Raw genomic sequence first — 16,504 nt, 5'->3', positions numbered from 1 at the left:
GAGTGTTATTCCTTTAACTTTCTAATTAATGTGTTGTATGAACAAGTGGTAGACCAAGCTGAACGCGGCGACGCAACCAAGGACTTGGACGGTAACGCTGGTCACGGGTAATCGCAGTCATACGATCCAGAATTTTTAGAATTTTTTCAGCTCCCAGCACATCCCCCCATTCAATTGGACCATATGGATAGCCAAGGCCTAATTTCACCGCGATGTTGATATCTTCCACCGTTGCAACGCCTTGCTGGGCAATATCACAGCCGAGATTCACAATCATTGCCAAAGCACGTTGAGCCACAAAGCCGACGCTTTCCTGAATTACACTGGCGGTCACACCATCCAGATTGAAAATCGATTGGGCTGCTTTTACCAGCTCAGGTTGGGTGACAAAAGTTGGCATCAAGGTACGGTGTTTGTTCAGACCATATAGCAGATCGATACACACCACTTGCTGAGGTGCCAGCTGATAACGGACAGCGGCTGAAGTTGCATCTTCACCATAAGTGGCAATCAGGATTAAAGCCTCTGCTGAAGGTGTCTCAGTTTGCTCAATCTGGATATTGAACTGCTGCAGATATTGCTCAAGTGCCTGACGGTCTTCGTCATATTCGGTGCCTAGCCAGACTGATGGATATTGACTTAACTTTTCAACCAATGCTGGAGCAACATCACCTTCTTTGCTACCCGAAGTGTAATCATAGAAACCTTTACCGGTTTTACGACCTAACTGCTTGGCAATAAAACGCTGACGGGTAATCACGCTTGGACGGTAACGTGCTTCTTCATAATACTGGTGATAAATCGATTCACTCACCGGGTGCGAGACATCCATACCGGTCAGATCACCTAATTCAAACGGCCCCATTTTGAAACCGATTCCGTCACGGTAGATCCTGTCAATATCATAAAATGGTGTGACATTTTCATTCAAAATTGCATAGGCTTCGCTACCAAAGGCACGGCCGGCATGGTTAATGATAAATCCTGGAGTATCTTTAGCTTTGACCGGACGATGACCCATTTTTGTAGAGAGCTGGGTTAATGCTTCAACAATATCTGCACGAGTATTAAAGCCTTCAATCACTTCGACTACTTTCATGAGTGGGACCGGATTAAAGAAGTGATAACCGGCAACACGCTCTGGCTGACTGCAATTGGCAGCAATTGCACTGATCGACAGCGAAGACGTATTAGATGCCAGAATCGCTTCTGGTTTTATCATTCCTTCCAGTTGCTGCATCAGTTTTTGCTTGATTTCCAGATTTTCAATAATCGCTTCAACAATCAAGTCACAATCTTTCAGGTCTTCTAGCTGCTGCGCAGTCGACAGATGAGCAATATCTTCAGCGGCTTTTTCATGGCTGAATTTACCTTTATCTGCTAAGGTATTTAATGTTTTGGCCAGTTTATCCTGAGCCTGTTCGGCTGCCCCTTCTTTGGCATCAAACAGTACCACATCATGACCAGACTGAATCGCGATCTGGGCAATACCTGCACCCATCGTGCCTACACCAATAATGCCGATTTTCTGAATCTGAATACTCATGCTTATCGTCCCTGATAATTCGGTTTACGTTTTTCAATAAAGGCCTGCATGCCTTCTTTTTGATCTTCGGATGAGAACAGCATCTGGAAAGACTTACGTTCCAGGGTAAGTCCGGCATTAAGCGGCACATCTTCAGCCAGTAAAGCCACTTCCTTGATTTGTTCAAGCGCAATTGGCGGCATTTTTGCCAGACCTTCAGCCATCTTGATTGCTGTTGCAAGGGTTTCGCTGTCTTCCGTTACTTGAGACACTAGGCCAATCTGATAAGCTTCCGGCGCTGGTATCAGACAACCCGTCATGATGATACGCATCGCATGGAATTTACCCACGGCACGGAATAATCGCTGGGTACCACCGGCACCCGGCATGACACCCACTTTCACTTCAGGCTGACCAAACTGGGCGCTTTTCCCGGCAATAATAATATCTGCATGCATCGCCAGTTCACAGCCACCACCAAGTGCATAACCGTTTACAGCTGCAATCACCGGTTTTGAACATTGAGCAATCGCTTGCCAGTAACGTTCAGTCCGGCGCTGCATCATTTGAATGGTTTCTGCATTGGCCAGTTCTTTAAGATCGGCTCCTGCTGCGAAATCTGTTTCACCACCGGTAAGAATAATGGCACGGATATTTTCATCGGCATTCAGTTGCAAAAAAGCCGCCGCGAGTTTCTGGCGAACTTCTGTATTCAGGGCATTTTTCGCTTCTGGTCGATGAATTTTAACCATCGCTACATGAGTTGAGATTTGTTCTATTTGAACGACCTGTTCCATTAAAAAACTCCATTTATTTTGTATAGCGAAATTTTATTTTATATAAAACTAAGGTTTCTCAAGCTATAAATCAAGGATTTTTAACTCCAGAATTCAAAAAAGTTATTTTTTACTAAAAATAGAGTAAAAACTCTTGTTCATCTGGTTATTTTATGATTAATTGATTTCGCAATACGGAATTAAGTATTTTAAATGTAATCTGATTATTCATTTAAATGAATAATCGCCATAAGGCAGAACTTAAAATTAATTTACGAAATCAAATTTTCCAGCAATGAGATGATTTTGATTTAGCGTAAAGCGTGAAAAATCGAATGTAGCCTGATAATAAATGCAGCGGCTGTTGTATGCAGAGCAAGTCTGTTAGATCAGGAAAATGTTTCCGTGAGGAAGAAAAATGGATTTAGCGGTAGCAGAGGAAATGCTACTTTTAATATATAGAGGATATAAAAATGACAAGCGATACCATCGTAACAGGAGACAATAAAACCGATGTCTCCTCCACGGATACCATTAAACAGGCGCCAAAACGTCTATGGATGACGGCTTTTGTCTTTGCTTTTCTGATTTTGCTCTGTGACGGTGCAGATATCGGGATTCTGGCTTTCAGTCTGACCAGTCTGAAAGCTGAATGGGGACTAACTTCTGTACAGGCCGGTGCCTTGGGAAGTTATTCTCTTTTAGGAATGGGGATAGGAGGTTTTATTGGTGGATGGGCATGCGACAAATTTGGACGTGTCCGCGTCATTGTACTGGCCACCATCGCCTTCTCGATCTTGTCAGCCTACTCAGGTTTTGCTCAGTCTTATACTGAATTTGCAATTTTACGTACTCTTTCTTGCTTGGGTTTAGGCTGTTTATATATTGCCTGTAATACCTTGATGTCTGAATATGTGCCAACCAAATACCGTACCACAGTGCTGGCAACATTGATGACCGGTTTTACTCTGGGTTCTCTGGTGATTACCATGCTTTCAGGCTGGATTATTCCTGAGTTCGGCTGGCGTATGCTGTACTGGATAACCATTGCACCTTTAGCACTCGGTATCCTCATGCACTTTATGGTGCCTGAACCAGAATCGTGGAAACGTGTTCGGGAAATGAAAAGAACTGGCCAGATCGTCGATAATAATGCAAAAAAAGGCAATCCATATATCACTATTTTAAAAGATAAAACACACGGCAGAATGTTTATCTTATGGTCATTCAGCTCAGGTTTTCTCTTATTCGGTTACTTTGGGGTGAGCAACTGGCTGCCAAGTTATCTGGAAGCGGAATTAGGGATCAAATTCAAGGAAATGGCGATCTATATGATTGGTACTTTCTTGACCATGATATTCGCCAAAATCATTGCAGGTTATGTTGCTGATAAAATTGGTCGCCGTATTGTGTTTGCTTTCGGCACCATGGGAACAGCGCTATTTATCCCTGTCGTGGTGTATATGCATAATGCCGATAACATTGGCGTACTGATGCTAATCTTCGGCTTCCTGTACGGTATTCCATATGCCATCAATGCAACCTATCTAACCGAAAGTTTCCCGACTGGTGTTCGTGGTACAGCGGTGGGCGGTGCATTCAATATTGGTCGTATCGGTGCAATCTTCGCGCCAATTACGATTGGTTATCTTGCGATGCATGGTTCGATCGGTACAGGTCTGTTGGTAATGGGTGCAGCATATTTCCTATGCGGTTTGATTCCTGCCCTGTTTATTAAAGACCGTTTATACGATCCGCAAAAAGCAGAATAAACCCTACTTCGGAAGGCAGGTCAAATCGCTGCCTTCCTCACTTCAAATATTTACAACACGTCAGTATAGAAAGGTCTCCTTTCATTCAGGATTAAAAATTTCTTTAGGGATTAAGAAATGAAAAAATTAGTTTTAGCGACATTATGTGGTATTGCTTCAGCACAGGCATTTTCAGCAGAAGCTTCTGAAGACCGTATGCAATTTCTTGAGTCACAGTTAAAGCAAATCCAGGCAGAACTAGAACAACAAAAAGCCGCGCAACTTGCATTAAAGAACCAGCAGGAACAAGCCAAAGCGCAAGACTCTAAAACGCTGAGTTCAATGGTAGATAATGTCGATGTTTATGGCTTGATCCGCTTTGATGGTGCAGTCGATTTCAAAAGTGCTACTGAAGCCCGTGGCCGTACCATTAACCAGATTAATAAAGTACCTTTTACTGAACCGGATTCTGTACGTTCCGATTTTACTGCGGCTGCCAGCCGGATTGGTTTCCTGGCCAAAGATCTAGGAGGCAATCCGAATGTTTCTGCTCGTTTAGAAGCCGACTTCTGGACCAACAATGGTAAAGGCGATGGTGGATTACGTATCCGTCATGCACACTTAAAATACTATAACTGGACGTTTGGTCAGGCCTGGTCATTGATGTCAACACCAGAGATTAGCACTGAAGCTGTCGATTACAGCTTGTTCCTGGGTGGATCAGTCCTACGTACGCCTCAGGTGAGCTATGCTTTCAAACTTGATCCAGAAAATACCTGGAATGTCGGTCTGGAATATATGGCCGGTGGCGATCGTTCTTCTGCTTTGCCTGCATTAACCACTAAATATGTTCATCAATCAGGCCCTCTTCATTTATTAGCTCAAGGCTTTGTCAATCAAAAGCAGGCGCAAACAGATACAGGTGATATTGAAAAAGTCGGTTGGGGTGTAGGTCTTGGTGGACGTTACCGTTTTGATGATCAAAACTCGATCCAGGGGAACTATTTCCATATGGTCGGAGATCAGCGTATTGCCGCTTTCTTGACTCAAGGATCAACAACTGATGGCGCTGCCTGGGGTGGAGATTATTCGATTGATACAGCCAATAATGAACTTTTACTCAATGAGTTTAATAGTTTGAATATCGGCTTTACGCATAAATTTACACCGAAATTACGTAGCAGCATTAATGCCAGCGTTGTAGATTTTGATGATTCCAGCGACTATGCACGCGCGAATCCTGAAACCAATAAACGTTTAACTGACTATGTGGCGAACGTGATTTATTCTCCAGTTCCAAAGGTTAATCTGGGTGCAGAATATCACCACGGCAAACGTGAAACTTTTGATAATCGAGAAGCGGATGTTTCTCGTGTGAACTTATCGGCGACTTATAGTTTCTAAAGCCTCAGGAGACAAGGATGTCAGCCCAAGGGCAAATTTCACGCCGTTTCATGTTCATGATGGCTATGACCTGCGCACTTTGCGCGGGTTGTAACTATTTTAACCAGCCATTAATTTATTCAATTGCAGAGGATCTGCAAATTAGTATAGCTCAGTCTGGCTGGACTGTAGTACTGACCCAGATTGGCTATGCCACCGGGTTATTTTTGTTTGTCCCCTTGGGGGATTTATTCGAAAAACGGCTGTACATCTGCAGTTTAATGTTCTGTACCGGACTGGCACTTATTGGGCTTTCAGCCAGTACCAATCTGCATATGTTGTATGGCTTTACCCTGCTCGCCTCTTTTTGTTCGATTACCACCCAGATTCTGATTCCTTTTGCCGCCAGCCTGTCGCAACGTGATAAAAGTGCCGAAGTCGTTGGCCTGCTCATGAGTGGTGTTCTGGTTGGTATTCTGTTTGCCCGTACCGTGGCCGGACTGATTTCTACTTTATGGTCCTGGCATGCGGTATACCTATTTAGTGGTTGTGCAATTCTTCTGCTAAGTCTGGCCATGTGGTTCCAGTTGCCGAGCGCCAAGAGCCAGTTGCAGATGAATATATTGCAAATTTATCGCTCACTATTTACCTTTGCCCGAACAGAACCCATGCTGATCCGGCGGAGTATGATCGGAGGTTTGGGCTTTGGCATGCTGAGTATTATCTTTACTACCATGACTTTTATTCTGGCTGAAGCACCGTATCATTTTAACGATTTTCAGATTGGCCTTATGGGCATTGTGGGGGTGGTCGGCATCTGGTCCTCTCAGTGGACCGGTAAAATGATTGGCAGGCATCGGGAAAAATGGATTGCGCATCTGGCTACGTGCGGACTGATTCTGGCCTGGATTCCTTTATTCTTTGCCCAGAATTATTTATGGATTTATATCTTGGGCTTAATTCTGGCTTATTTTGGAATTTCCTGTTTGCATGTCTTGAACCAGAATCTGGTCTATCGAATTTCAATGCAGGCTCGCTCGCGGATTAATGCCATCTATATGACCTGTTATTTTTCAGGTGCCGGTCTGGGTGCATTTTTATCGCTGCATTTATGGAAAAGCTATGGCTGGTCTGCCTGCGTCATTTTAGGTTTTATTTTTGCCGTGTTGATCTTTTTGATTAACTATTATGATTTAAACCAAGAAAGAAATTTAGCCAATATTCAGCCTGAGCCTTAGATACTGTTAAAAACCTTTGGGGTTAAAAGCTTATTTTTTTATCCCGCTTTCTGTACCGAGCATAAATTATAGAGATGATACGCTGATAAAATAGAAAAATTCTTTAAGCCTGTTTAACGTTTCCTTTCTATCTGAAGAGCGGTTGAAAATATTGATATCTTAACTTTTAGAGTTAATTCAATTTACTATTTTCCATTGCGAGATAAACAGGCTTCAATTCAGTTAAAGGTGCAGGTTTTGCATAAAAGAAGCCTTGTAGCAGATCACAACCCTGTTGATAGAGTAAACTGGCTTGACTTACGGTTTCGACCCCTTCCGCGACAACTTCCAGATCCAGCTGATGGGCTAGATGAATAATCGATTGCACAATTGCAGCATCCTGACCATCGAGGGTCAGCTCTTCAATAAAACTACGGTCTAACTTGATTTGATTAATCGGCAAGCGACGCAGATAACTGAGACTCGAATAACCTGTGCCAAAGTCATCAATGGCGACCTGTACACCTAAAGCACGCACTGCTTTCAAAATTTCTATGGTTCGATCTGCACCATTAATGATGACACCTTCCGTGATTTCAATTTTAAGTAATTCCGGCGGTAATTGACTGAGTTCAAGTGCATGTTCAAGCACCTGCAAAAAGCCTGCTCTACGGAATTGCAAAGGCGAAATATTCACCGATACCGTGATCTGGCTATTGTGTGTCTTGTTCCACTTGGCAATATCTAAACAGGCCTTTTCCAATACCCACTGGCCTACGCTAATAATTTGCCCGGTTCTTTCTGCAAGCGGAATAAAAATTGCTGGGGAAATATAACCCTGCTGCGGATGGCACCAACGGATTAAAGCTTCTACGCCTGTCACCAGTCCAGTTTCAGGATGAATCAGCGGCTGATAGAACAGGTCAAAATTTTCCTGATTGATCGCTTCCATGAGTTCCAGACGCAGATTCGTATAGTCTATTTCTGCGACAGGCTGCATTCTGGTTTTTTCATACCACTGCCACATATTACGACCTTGTCTTTTGGCTTCCTGCATCGCCAAAACAGACTGATAAATCAATTCAGAAGAATGATGAATTGAACTGTCATCTGCCACGATACCAATACTGGCACTTAAATGTATTTTGTACTGATCGACAATAAACAGCATGGAAAGAAGATCAAGAATTTCTCCGGCGATCGCCTCGACTTCAGTGTGCTCATCTGTCCCTGAGAGCAGTAAAATAAATTCATCTTCAGCAAAGCGGCATAGCACATTATTGCCTTGAACAAATTTTTGCAGCCGCTCGCCCACACTTTTGAGAATCTGGTCACCCACCAGATGACCTAAGCTGTCGTTGATATTTTTAAAGTCGTCCAGATCTATATACAGCAAGACTAAAGGTTGTGAGCTCTCGTGCTGTACTTCAAAAATATCTTCCAGAATCTGTTTGAATGCATGCTGGTTCGGTAAACCGGTTAAATGATCATGAGTATGCTGATGCTGAATATATTCTTCGTGAATACGTTGCTGGGTAATATCTTCCTGAATCCCCAAAAAATGGGTGCAGGTTCCTGTCTGGTCAAAAATAGGACCTATGGTTAAACGATTCCAGAACCAGCTGCCATCTTTACAGTAACTTTTTATAGTCACCTGAATTTCTTTTTGTTCTTTGACCGCTTGCTTGAGTAATGCAATCTGATCCGGATCAGTATCTGGACCCTGTAAGAAAAAACAGCTTTGTCCTAATACTTCTGCTGCTGTATAACCGGTGAGCTTTAGAAAAGCTGGATTCACATACACCATTAGTCTTTCTTCAGAAACATCGGTAATAAAAAGACTATTCGGACTGGCCTCTACCCCCCGTTTTAATAATCGTAGAGACTCCTTGTTTTCACGCGATACAGTAATATCTCGGGCAATGCCAATAATACCGGTGACTTTCTGATTTTGAATAATCGGTAAATTGGTCAGATCCAGCCATAAGATATCGCCTGCAACATTATAAATTGGAAGTTCATAATGTTGAGATTTACCTTGCGCCGCTTCTGAAAATGAAACGTTAGCAAGTTCATGGAATTCGGGCGGTATGAAGGCACAATAGTGCTGACCATGGATTTGCGCTTTAGAAAAACCTGTAATTTCTTCGCAAGCAATATTGGTATTAAGCACATGTCCCTGCAGGTCAAGTTCAAAAATAATATCTGGATGATAGGTATAAAATGAGCTGTATTTTTCATTAAGCTCATGTCTTTTTTGGCGTTCCTGATCAAGCTCAATTGCCAGAGCAACTAATTTTGCCGCTTGTTGTAAAAGCTGAATATGATGCTCAGTCGGTATTTTTGGTGTTCGATAATAGGTAGCAAACGTTCCGTACAGAATATCTGAAGCATTAATAATCGGCATAGACCAGCAGCTAGACAATTTTTCTGCATTTACCAAAGCACGATAAGGCTGCCAGTTTGGGTCTTTCATTAAATTCGGACTAATGACCAACTGACGTAAAAAGGCAGCTACGCCACACGATCCTTGATTTGGCCCAATTTTCAAATCTTGAATAGCATTACAGTACTCTTTTGAGAAGTGCTGTTTGCCGCTTATGACATTTAAAGTTTGGGTGTCATCCTTATAGAGCATAATGGTGACAAGCGCATCTGGAATACGCGACTCAAGCCACTGGCTAATGACATCGAGGATAGGCTTAAGCTCGGTATGGCGACCAATCAGATTAAAAATATGAAAAATTTCTTGATCATCACAATTATTATTCATTCAGACTATCACCTTCCTTAGCTTGTTAACATTTTAGACTTATTATTAAAATAATCATTAGCAAAAGTTTGTATTTATATCTTTAAAATACGGAAATATGGTCAATATTACGTGTATTTGATAATAATTCTAAAATTTAAAAATCACAGCCGAAGCTGTGATCTAAAACTATACTTTTACTCAATCAGAATATTGCGGACTTATTTTTAGGCTGCTTGTTGACGACAGTCCACTAATTTACAGCCAGTCTGCCGTTGCAATTCTTCAAAACTTAAGCCATCCACTATTTCAATAACCTGAGCCTGGTTGTCTTTTAATTCAATTACACAGAGATCAGTATAAATACGGTTGACACAATGTTTACCTGTTAGAGGATAACTCAGTTCTTCAACGATTTTTGCTTCACCGTTTTTGGTCACATGCTCCATGCAAACATAGACACATCGAGCACCCACTGCCAGATCCATCGCACCGCCTACAGCAGGTACAGCATCAGCATTACCGGTATGCCAGTTCGCCAGATCACCATTAATAGCGACCTGAAAAGCCCCCATGATACAGATATCCAGATGTCCGCCCCGCATGATATCGAAAGAGTCGGCAGAATTCATAAAACTGCCACCTTGCAACATGCTTACAAGTTCTTTGCCGGCGTTAATCAGATCATCATCCGCCTGGTCAGGATCGCTCAATGCAGCAAAACCTAAAACGCCATTTTCCGAGTGCAGAATTACCTCCTGCTCAGGTTTTAAATAACCTGCTACACGTGTCGGTAAACCAATACCCAAATTTACAAAAGAGCCGGTTGGAATGTCTTGTGCAACTTTAGCTACAATCTGTTCACGACTACGTTTTTGAATATTCATTATTTAATATCTCCAACCTTGACCACATGCTGTACAAAAATTCCTGGCGTTACAATGATCTCTGGATCAAGTTCTCCCAGTTCCACAACTTGATGGACTTGTGCAATGGTGGTTTTTGCTGCTTTGGCCATGATCGGACCAAAATTCCGTGCTGCCTTACGGTAGGTCAAGTTGCCCCACTGATCTGCCTGATTGGCATAAACCAAGGCATAATCAGCATGTATCGGATATTCCAGCACATAATCTTTTCCATTGATATTACGGGTTTCTTTACCCTCAGCTATTTTGGTACCAAAACCGGTTGGAGTAAAAACAGCTCCTAAGCCTGCACCGGCTGCCTGAATACGGCAGGCCAGATTGCCTTGTGGCACCAGTTCCAGCTCAACTTTTCCGGCTTTATACAGATCTTCAAAGACGGTTGAGTTATTGGCCCGTGGAAATGAACAGATCATTTTTTTAACCAGTCCAGACAACAGCAGATTGGTTAGACCACGATCTCCAGAAGCTGCATTGTTGTTAATAATGGTTAAGTCTCTAGGACCAAAGTCAATTAATGCTTCGATTAATTCTACCGGCTGACCTGCCAGGCCAAAACCACTGGTCATAATGTGTGCACCATCAGGAATTTGCTTAAGTACCGTCTCGATATCCTGCGTGATTTTATTCATCATATTGCTTCCTAGCATGTTCTATCTATATTACGAGTGCAGATTAATCTGCCTTTTGCGGATCAAATAAGCGGTCTTTAATAAAGAAAGCGGGAATTAGACCGCAAAGAAAATAGGCAATGCCCATAATCAGTAAGCCCGTACCAATTGAGCCTCCTTGAGCAAAATAGCCAATAGTAAGAGGTGCAAATACAGCACCCAGTCGGCCCACGTTATAGGCACCGCCCACGGCTGTTCCACGTACTTTGGTGGAGAAGCTTTCTGTCATGTAAGTCGCATTAATACCGTATGGAATACCATAGAGAAAACCGAAAAATAACATCAGCCAGAGAATATTATCAGGCGTATTACCAAAGACAATCACAGGGATAAAAATCGCAGTACCCATAGTGCCGAAAGCAAATACCGCACGACGGCCAATCCGGTCAGCGATAAAACCAGCAATAACTTTGGTACACATCATGATCAGGAAAGTCCCGATCATATACATGGTCATTTCTTTAAACTTGATTCCCAGATCAGTCTCTAAATACGCCGGTAGCCAGTTGCTGACTCCATAATAGCCAAACTGTAAAAATGCGGTACTGAAGGACCAGAGGATAAACATGCGACGGCTAAGTGCATCTTCAAAAATCATTTTAAAAGTATTTTTTGGTTTTTCCTGCAGAATACCACTGGCTTTTGCATCCAGGCGAGCTTTACGCGCATCTAACCAGGCTTTCGGTTCAGGCACCAAGAAGTACATCGCGAAGGCCAGTACAATTGGAATAATGGCAATATAATAGAGGTATCGCCAGCCAAATTCAGGCAATAGCCATCCAGCCAGAACAGTTGCGACCACCGAGCCTAAAGTCCAGCCAGTCATAAGCGTTGCCAATACTGTAGAGCGATATTTGGTGGGTACATACTCTGCCATGAGTGTGTTACAGGCAATATATAGAGCACCTAGTCCAATTGCAGACGTAAAGCGCAGCCATTTGAACTGATCATAACTTTCCACGAATCCTAACCAGAAAGTTAATGAAGAAAACAATGCGATGGCAATGACGATCACACGAACCCGGCCAAAACGGTCACAAGCCCAGCCACCAAAAAAACCGCCGATAGCCATCCCTGCAAGTGTCCAGCTTCCTAAAGCACCGGCCTGCATATTACTTAATGAAAACTCTTGTTTCAGACTGGTCAGACTGTAGGCTAATAATGCAATATCAGCACCATCAACCAGTAATGCCAAAAATGAGAAGATAAAGGCCAGAATCCAGACTCTTTGCTTGGGTTCGTTTCCACCTTCCACTGGGTGTTGTTGTGAACTGATCGTATCCATAATGCTCTTTCTACTTTTCGGCACTCCTGTGCCTTTTTAAAATGCATATTTCACTTAATTATTTAGGTGAAATATAGAATATTTACTAATCATTACCACGCTTGAACCAGGTGGTATAAAAATGATTTTCAAAGTTTTTGATAAAGTTGCTCTATAGAAATCACATAGCAATACATTGAAAGATGTGATTAAGCCGCGATTCTTAACCCCGAAAACAATCTAGCCAGCAATGCTGGCTAGAGGTAGATCTCAGGTTTAGTTGCAAAAGGCTGCAATTCCGGTTTGTGCACGACCTAAAATCAAGGCATGTACATCATGGGTACCTTCATAGGTATTTACCACTTCCAGATTAACCAGATGACGGGCCACACCGAATTCATCGCTAATCCCGTTACCGCCCATCATATCACGGGCCAAACGGGCAATATCCAGCGCCTTGCCGCAGTTATTACGCTTAATTAAAGACGTACCTTCAACTGACGCAATGCCCTCATCTTTCATGCGGCCAAAACGTAAAGCCACCTGTAAGCCAAGGGCAATTTCAGTTTGCATATCTGCCAGTTTTTTCTGAATTAACTGATTCGCAGCAAGTGGTCGGCCAAACTGTTTACGATCCATGGTGTATTGATGTGCGGTATGCCAGCAGAATTCTGCAGCTCCCATGGCACCCCATGCAATCCCGTAACGCGCACTATTCAAGCAAGTAAAAGGCCCTTTTAAACCACGAACTTCCGGAAATGCATTTTCTTCTGGAACAAAGACGTTATCCATTACAATTTCACCGGTGATCGAGGCACGTAGACCCACTTTACCGTGAATCGCTGGAGCAGAAAGCCCTTCCCAGCCTTTTTCTAGAATAAAGCCACGAATGTCACCGACATTACCTTCGGCAGAAACTTCTTTGGCCCAAACTACAAATACATCAGCAATCGGGCTGTTGGTAATCCACATTTTTGCGCCAGTTAAACGGTAACCACCCTCGACTTTTTTGGCACGGGTAATCATGCTGCCCGGATCCGAACCATGATCCGGCTCGGTCAGGCCGAAGCAACCAATATACTCACCGGTTGCTAATTTTGGTAAATACTTCTGCTTTTGCTCTTCAGAACCAAATTCATTAATTGGCACCATCACCAGAGAGCTTTGTACGCTGGCCATTGAGCGATAACCTGAATCAACACGTTCAACTTCACGGGCAATCAGACCATAACTGACATAATTTAAACCTGCACCACCGTACTGTTCCGGAATGGTTGGGCCAAGCAAGCCGAGTTCACCCATTTCACGGAAAATAGCGGGATCGGTTTTTTCATGACGGAACTGTTCCAGTACACGCGGCATCAGTTTGTCTTGACAGTACGCTGCCGCCGCATCGCGGATCATGCGTTCTTCTGACGTCAGTTGCTGTTCGATTAAAAACGGGTCTTGCCAATCAAATCTAATTTTTGTCGTCATTTTAATATTTCCTTATTTTAAAATTATGAGATTAGGCGGTTGCTTGTTTAATCATTTCACGCGCAATAATAATTTGCTGGATTTGTGTGGTTCCTTCATATAAACGGAACAGACGCACATCACGGTAGAAACGTTCAATTGAATATTCACTGATATAACCCGCTCCACCATGAATCTGCAAACAGCGATCAGCAACTCGACCACACATTTCAGTTGCAAACATTTTGGCACAAGAGGCTTCAGTCGTAACATTTTGGCCAGCATCACGTAGACGCGCAGCATCCAGCACCATACATTTGGCTGCATAAATCTCGGCTTTGGAGTCTGCCAACATACCTTGGATTAGCTGGAAATTCGCAATGGGCTGGCCAAACTGTTTGCGTTCCACTGCATAGTTAAGTGCATCTTCCAGCATACGCTCTGCCATGCCGACGCTATAACCGGCAATGTGCAGACGGCCCTTATCTAGAACGCGCATTGCTGTTTTGAAGCCAATCCCTTCTACACCGCCAATCAGCTGATCTTTATGCACTTTACAGTTATCAAAAATTACATCACAGGTATAGGAACCATGTTGGCCCATTTTCTTGTCAATTTTACCTAGGCTTAAACCAGGTGTGCCTGCTTCAACTAAAAATGCTGAAATACCGCTAGCACCTTTAATCTCTTGATTGGTACGTGCCATCACGGTAAATGTCGTGGCGCGTGGCGCATTGGTGATGAAGCGTTTAGTTCCGTTTAAAATATAATAATCGCCGTCTTTGACTGCACTGGTTTTTAAAGCAGCAGCGTCTGAGCCTGAATCCGGTTCGGTCAAACAGAATGAACCAATAATTTCGCCCGTTGCATAACGCGGTAAATATTTCTGTTTTTGTTCTTCTGTACCGTCGATAATGATGCCACTTGAGCCAATGCCGTTGTTAGTACCAATTAAAGAGCGGAAGGCAGCCGATGTCTGACCCAACTCCATCGCGACCAGAATTTCTTCTTCCATGGTAATGCCTAAACCGCCATATTCTTCTGGAATCGTCAGGCCAAACAAGCCCAGCTCTTTCATCTGTTCCACAATATGTTCAGGAATGGCATTTTTCTCTTCTACTTCATGCTCAAGAGGCACCAGTTCATTTTTTACAAAATCGCGAATCGTTGACAGAAGTTGGTCTAGCATTTCCGGATCACGAATCATATGAATCTCCATGGATATAATTTAGGTAAATTCCTTTACCCTTATTTTTGTTTCGTATTACGAAATAAATAATCATATAAAATCATTTTGAGCAAGTAAAATTATTAAAAATTTTATTTTTTAAACAAAAAATGAAATTTCTCTGGTATTCCAGTCGATTTGTGTTTAAGATTTAATTTCACGATACGAAATATTTTAATGAATGATTGTTTTATTTATCAGTTTTTTTGAATAGATAATTAAACCTTTTTTCTTGCTGTAATACTTATCGATCCCTGACTCTTTCGGAGAAATCGAAACTTCTTAAATGTGTGGGCTACGTATTAAACCTAAAAAACTAGATGATTTCATATTGTCTTTAAACTTGGGTAACAGGATTCTTTCCGACCACAAATAATTTCGGTACTATTTCCTATATTTTATCTTTTATAGAAGTGTTTTATTTTGTATCGTGAAATTATATTGTTATCATATTTACTAATTTAACCTTAATTGCCTTGAACATGACAAAAAATAAAACTGGTGAAATTCCCAATTTCGACGAAATCCGTTTAGATCCGATTTCACATATTCATAGAGAAAACAATCCTCAATTTATTGCATCTATTGCGCGTGGATTGGAAATCTTGCGTTGCTTTTCAGCGACCAATCAATTGCTTGGTAATCAGGAAATTGCACAATTAACCAATTTGCCTAAGCCAACTGTAGCTCGTATTACCAGCACCCTGGTTTCTTTAGGTTATTTAAAACAACTGCCGAATACCACGAAATATCTGCTGGATGTTGGCGTATTGGCTTTAGGCTATGCAGCTTTAAGTAATATTTCTGCACGTACTCAGGCTTATCCGTTTATGGAAGAAATGTCACGCTATTCCCAAGCCCCTGTGGCAATGGCTACCCGTGACCGTCTCAGCATGATTTATCTGGAAGTAGTACATACAGAATCGACACTGACTATGCGCCGCCCTGTCGGTTCGACTTTACCGATTCATAGTAGTGCCATGGGACGTGCCTGTCTGGCAGCGATGGATGTAAAGGAACGCGAATATTTATTTGATGCCATCAAGAAAAGAAACGAAGATCAGTGGCCAACCATCAAGCGTAATCTGGAACGTGCAATTCGTGATTATCAGGATTATGGCTACTGTCTGTCTTTAGGTGACTGGGCTAAGGATGTGAATTCCGTGGCAGTTCCGTTGGTTCACCCCAAACATGGGATATTAACGTTTAACTGTGGTGCCCCAAGTTATCTGTTAAATCAGGAAAAACTGGAAAATGAAATTGGACCGCGTCTGATTCACATGGTGAATAATATTGCAATGAATCTCAATAACATATAAAAAATTAATTATCAGAGCGACATTAAGTCGCTCTTTTATTGAATACCCAATCTACACATCTTCTTCCTTTATCCAGAATTCTCAGCAAACCTTTTTAATGCTGCGAAATAGATAAGATTTAAAAAAGATAAATTCCTATTCCAAATAAAAAGATCAAAAATAAGCTTCATAACCGATTTAGATAATGCTATAAATATCGTATAGCGAAATTGGATTTTATATTATGGAAGATATAACAAG

General features: G+C 42.2%; 12 protein-coding genes. 4 read left to right on the top strand and 8 right to left on the bottom strand.

The annotated features are described in order from the left end of the window. Positions 1–25: 25 nt before the first annotated feature. Complete coding sequence (locus tag MWG72_RS05145) at positions 26–1,546, bottom strand: 3-hydroxyacyl-CoA dehydrogenase (protein ID WP_247143363.1); 1,521 nt, start codon at positions 1,544–1,546, stop codon at positions 26–28. 2 nt (positions 1,547–1,548) lie between these two features. Continuing rightward, positions 1,549–2,322, bottom strand: coding sequence for an enoyl-CoA hydratase (locus MWG72_RS05140; protein WP_247143362.1), 774 nt, complete (start codon positions 2,320–2,322; stop codon positions 1,549–1,551). A 452-nt stretch (positions 2,323–2,774) separates the two neighbouring features. Between MWG72_RS05140 and MWG72_RS05135 the strand changes: the two genes are divergently transcribed. From MWG72_RS05135 to MWG72_RS05125, 3 genes are all read left to right on the top strand, one after another. Next, the gene (locus MWG72_RS05135) at positions 2,775–4,073 is read left to right on the top strand and encodes an MFS transporter (RefSeq protein ID WP_004730974.1); all 1,299 of its coding nucleotides are present in this window, start codon (positions 2,775–2,777) and stop codon (positions 4,071–4,073) included. Between the two features lie 117 nt (positions 4,074–4,190). Then, complete coding sequence (locus MWG72_RS05130) at positions 4,191–5,456, top strand: DcaP family trimeric outer membrane transporter (protein WP_247143361.1); 1,266 nt, start codon at positions 4,191–4,193, stop codon at positions 5,454–5,456. Between the two features lie 17 nt (positions 5,457–5,473). Then, on the top strand, positions 5,474–6,673 hold the full coding sequence (locus MWG72_RS05125) for an MFS transporter (RefSeq protein ID WP_247143360.1): 1,200 nt from the start codon (positions 5,474–5,476) through the stop codon (positions 6,671–6,673). A 172-nt stretch (positions 6,674–6,845) separates the two neighbouring features. Here MWG72_RS05125 and MWG72_RS05120 read toward each other — a convergent pair whose 3' ends face one another. The 6 genes from MWG72_RS05120 to MWG72_RS05095 form a co-directional block, all read right to left on the bottom strand. Continuing rightward, positions 6,846–9,425 carry a bifunctional diguanylate cyclase/phosphodiesterase gene (locus tag MWG72_RS05120; RefSeq protein WP_247143359.1) on the bottom strand — a complete coding sequence of 860 codons (2,580 nt, stop codon included), beginning with the start codon at positions 9,423–9,425 and terminating at the stop codon, positions 6,846–6,848. Positions 9,426–9,631: 206 nt separating this feature from the next. Continuing rightward, entirely contained in the window at positions 9,632–10,291 is a 660-nt protein-coding gene (locus MWG72_RS05115) for a 3-oxoacid CoA-transferase subunit B (RefSeq protein WP_247143358.1), read from the bottom strand. Continuing rightward, on the bottom strand, positions 10,291–10,962 hold the full coding sequence (locus MWG72_RS05110; protein ID WP_004730985.1) for a 3-oxoacid CoA-transferase subunit A: 672 nt from the start codon (positions 10,960–10,962) through the stop codon (positions 10,291–10,293). The genes MWG72_RS05115 and MWG72_RS05110 overlap by 1 nt, the downstream gene beginning before the upstream one ends. Before the next feature lie 40 nt (positions 10,963–11,002). After that, positions 11,003–12,283 (bottom strand): MFS transporter, encoded by a 1,281-nt coding sequence (locus tag MWG72_RS05105; protein WP_004646972.1) that lies wholly within the window; start codon positions 12,281–12,283, stop codon positions 11,003–11,005. 255 nt (positions 12,284–12,538) lie between these two features. After that, positions 12,539–13,738 (bottom strand): acyl-CoA dehydrogenase, encoded by a 1,200-nt coding sequence (locus tag MWG72_RS05100; RefSeq protein WP_005096909.1) that lies wholly within the window; start codon positions 13,736–13,738, stop codon positions 12,539–12,541. A 31-nt stretch (positions 13,739–13,769) separates the two neighbouring features. Continuing rightward, positions 13,770–14,924 (bottom strand): acyl-CoA dehydrogenase family protein, encoded by a 1,155-nt coding sequence (locus tag MWG72_RS05095; RefSeq protein WP_247143357.1) that lies wholly within the window; start codon positions 14,922–14,924, stop codon positions 13,770–13,772. Positions 14,925–15,427: 503 nt separating this feature from the next. Between MWG72_RS05095 and MWG72_RS05090 the strand changes: the two genes are divergently transcribed. After that, a complete protein-coding gene (locus MWG72_RS05090) occupies positions 15,428–16,264 on the top strand; it encodes an IclR family transcriptional regulator (RefSeq protein WP_004280319.1) in 837 nt (278 codons plus the stop codon). Positions 16,265–16,504: the final 240 nt, after the last annotated feature.

Origin of the sequence: Acinetobacter lwoffii (genome assembly GCF_022967985.1) — a bacterium.
Taxonomy (GTDB): Bacteria; Pseudomonadota; Gammaproteobacteria; order Pseudomonadales; family Moraxellaceae; genus Acinetobacter.
Note: the sequence above shows the minus strand (reverse complement) of the source record. Positions and strands in the feature narration are given on the sequence as shown.

Coding starts and splice junctions, on each gene's coding strand:
- MWG72_RS05115 (WP_247143358.1), bottom strand. CDS start 10,291: ATGAATATTCAAAAACGTAGTCGTGAACAGATTGTAGCTAAAGTTGCA.
- MWG72_RS05140 (WP_247143362.1), bottom strand. CDS start 2,322: ATGGAACAGGTCGTTCAAATAGAACAAATCTCAACTCATGTAGCGATG.
- MWG72_RS05100 (WP_005096909.1), bottom strand. CDS start 13,738: ATGACGACAAAAATTAGATTTGATTGGCAAGACCCGTTTTTAATCGAA.
- MWG72_RS05145 (WP_247143363.1), bottom strand. CDS start 1,546: ATGAGTATTCAGATTCAGAAAATCGGCATTATTGGTGTAGGCACGATG.
- MWG72_RS05105 (WP_004646972.1), bottom strand. CDS start 12,283: ATGGATACGATCAGTTCACAACAACACCCAGTGGAAGGTGGAAACGAA.
- MWG72_RS05130 (WP_247143361.1), top strand. CDS start 4,191: ATGAAAAAATTAGTTTTAGCGACATTATGTGGTATTGCTTCAGCACAG.
- MWG72_RS05120 (WP_247143359.1), bottom strand. CDS start 9,425: ATGAATAATAATTGTGATGATCAAGAAATTTTTCATATTTTTAATCTG.
- MWG72_RS05135 (WP_004730974.1), top strand. CDS start 2,775: ATGACAAGCGATACCATCGTAACAGGAGACAATAAAACCGATGTCTCC.
- MWG72_RS05095 (WP_247143357.1), bottom strand. CDS start 14,924: ATGATTCGTGATCCGGAAATGCTAGACCAACTTCTGTCAACGATTCGC.
- MWG72_RS05090 (WP_004280319.1), top strand. CDS start 15,428: ATGACAAAAAATAAAACTGGTGAAATTCCCAATTTCGACGAAATCCGT.
- MWG72_RS05110 (WP_004730985.1), bottom strand. CDS start 10,962: ATGATGAATAAAATCACGCAGGATATCGAGACGGTACTTAAGCAAATT.
- MWG72_RS05125 (WP_247143360.1), top strand. CDS start 5,474: ATGTCAGCCCAAGGGCAAATTTCACGCCGTTTCATGTTCATGATGGCT.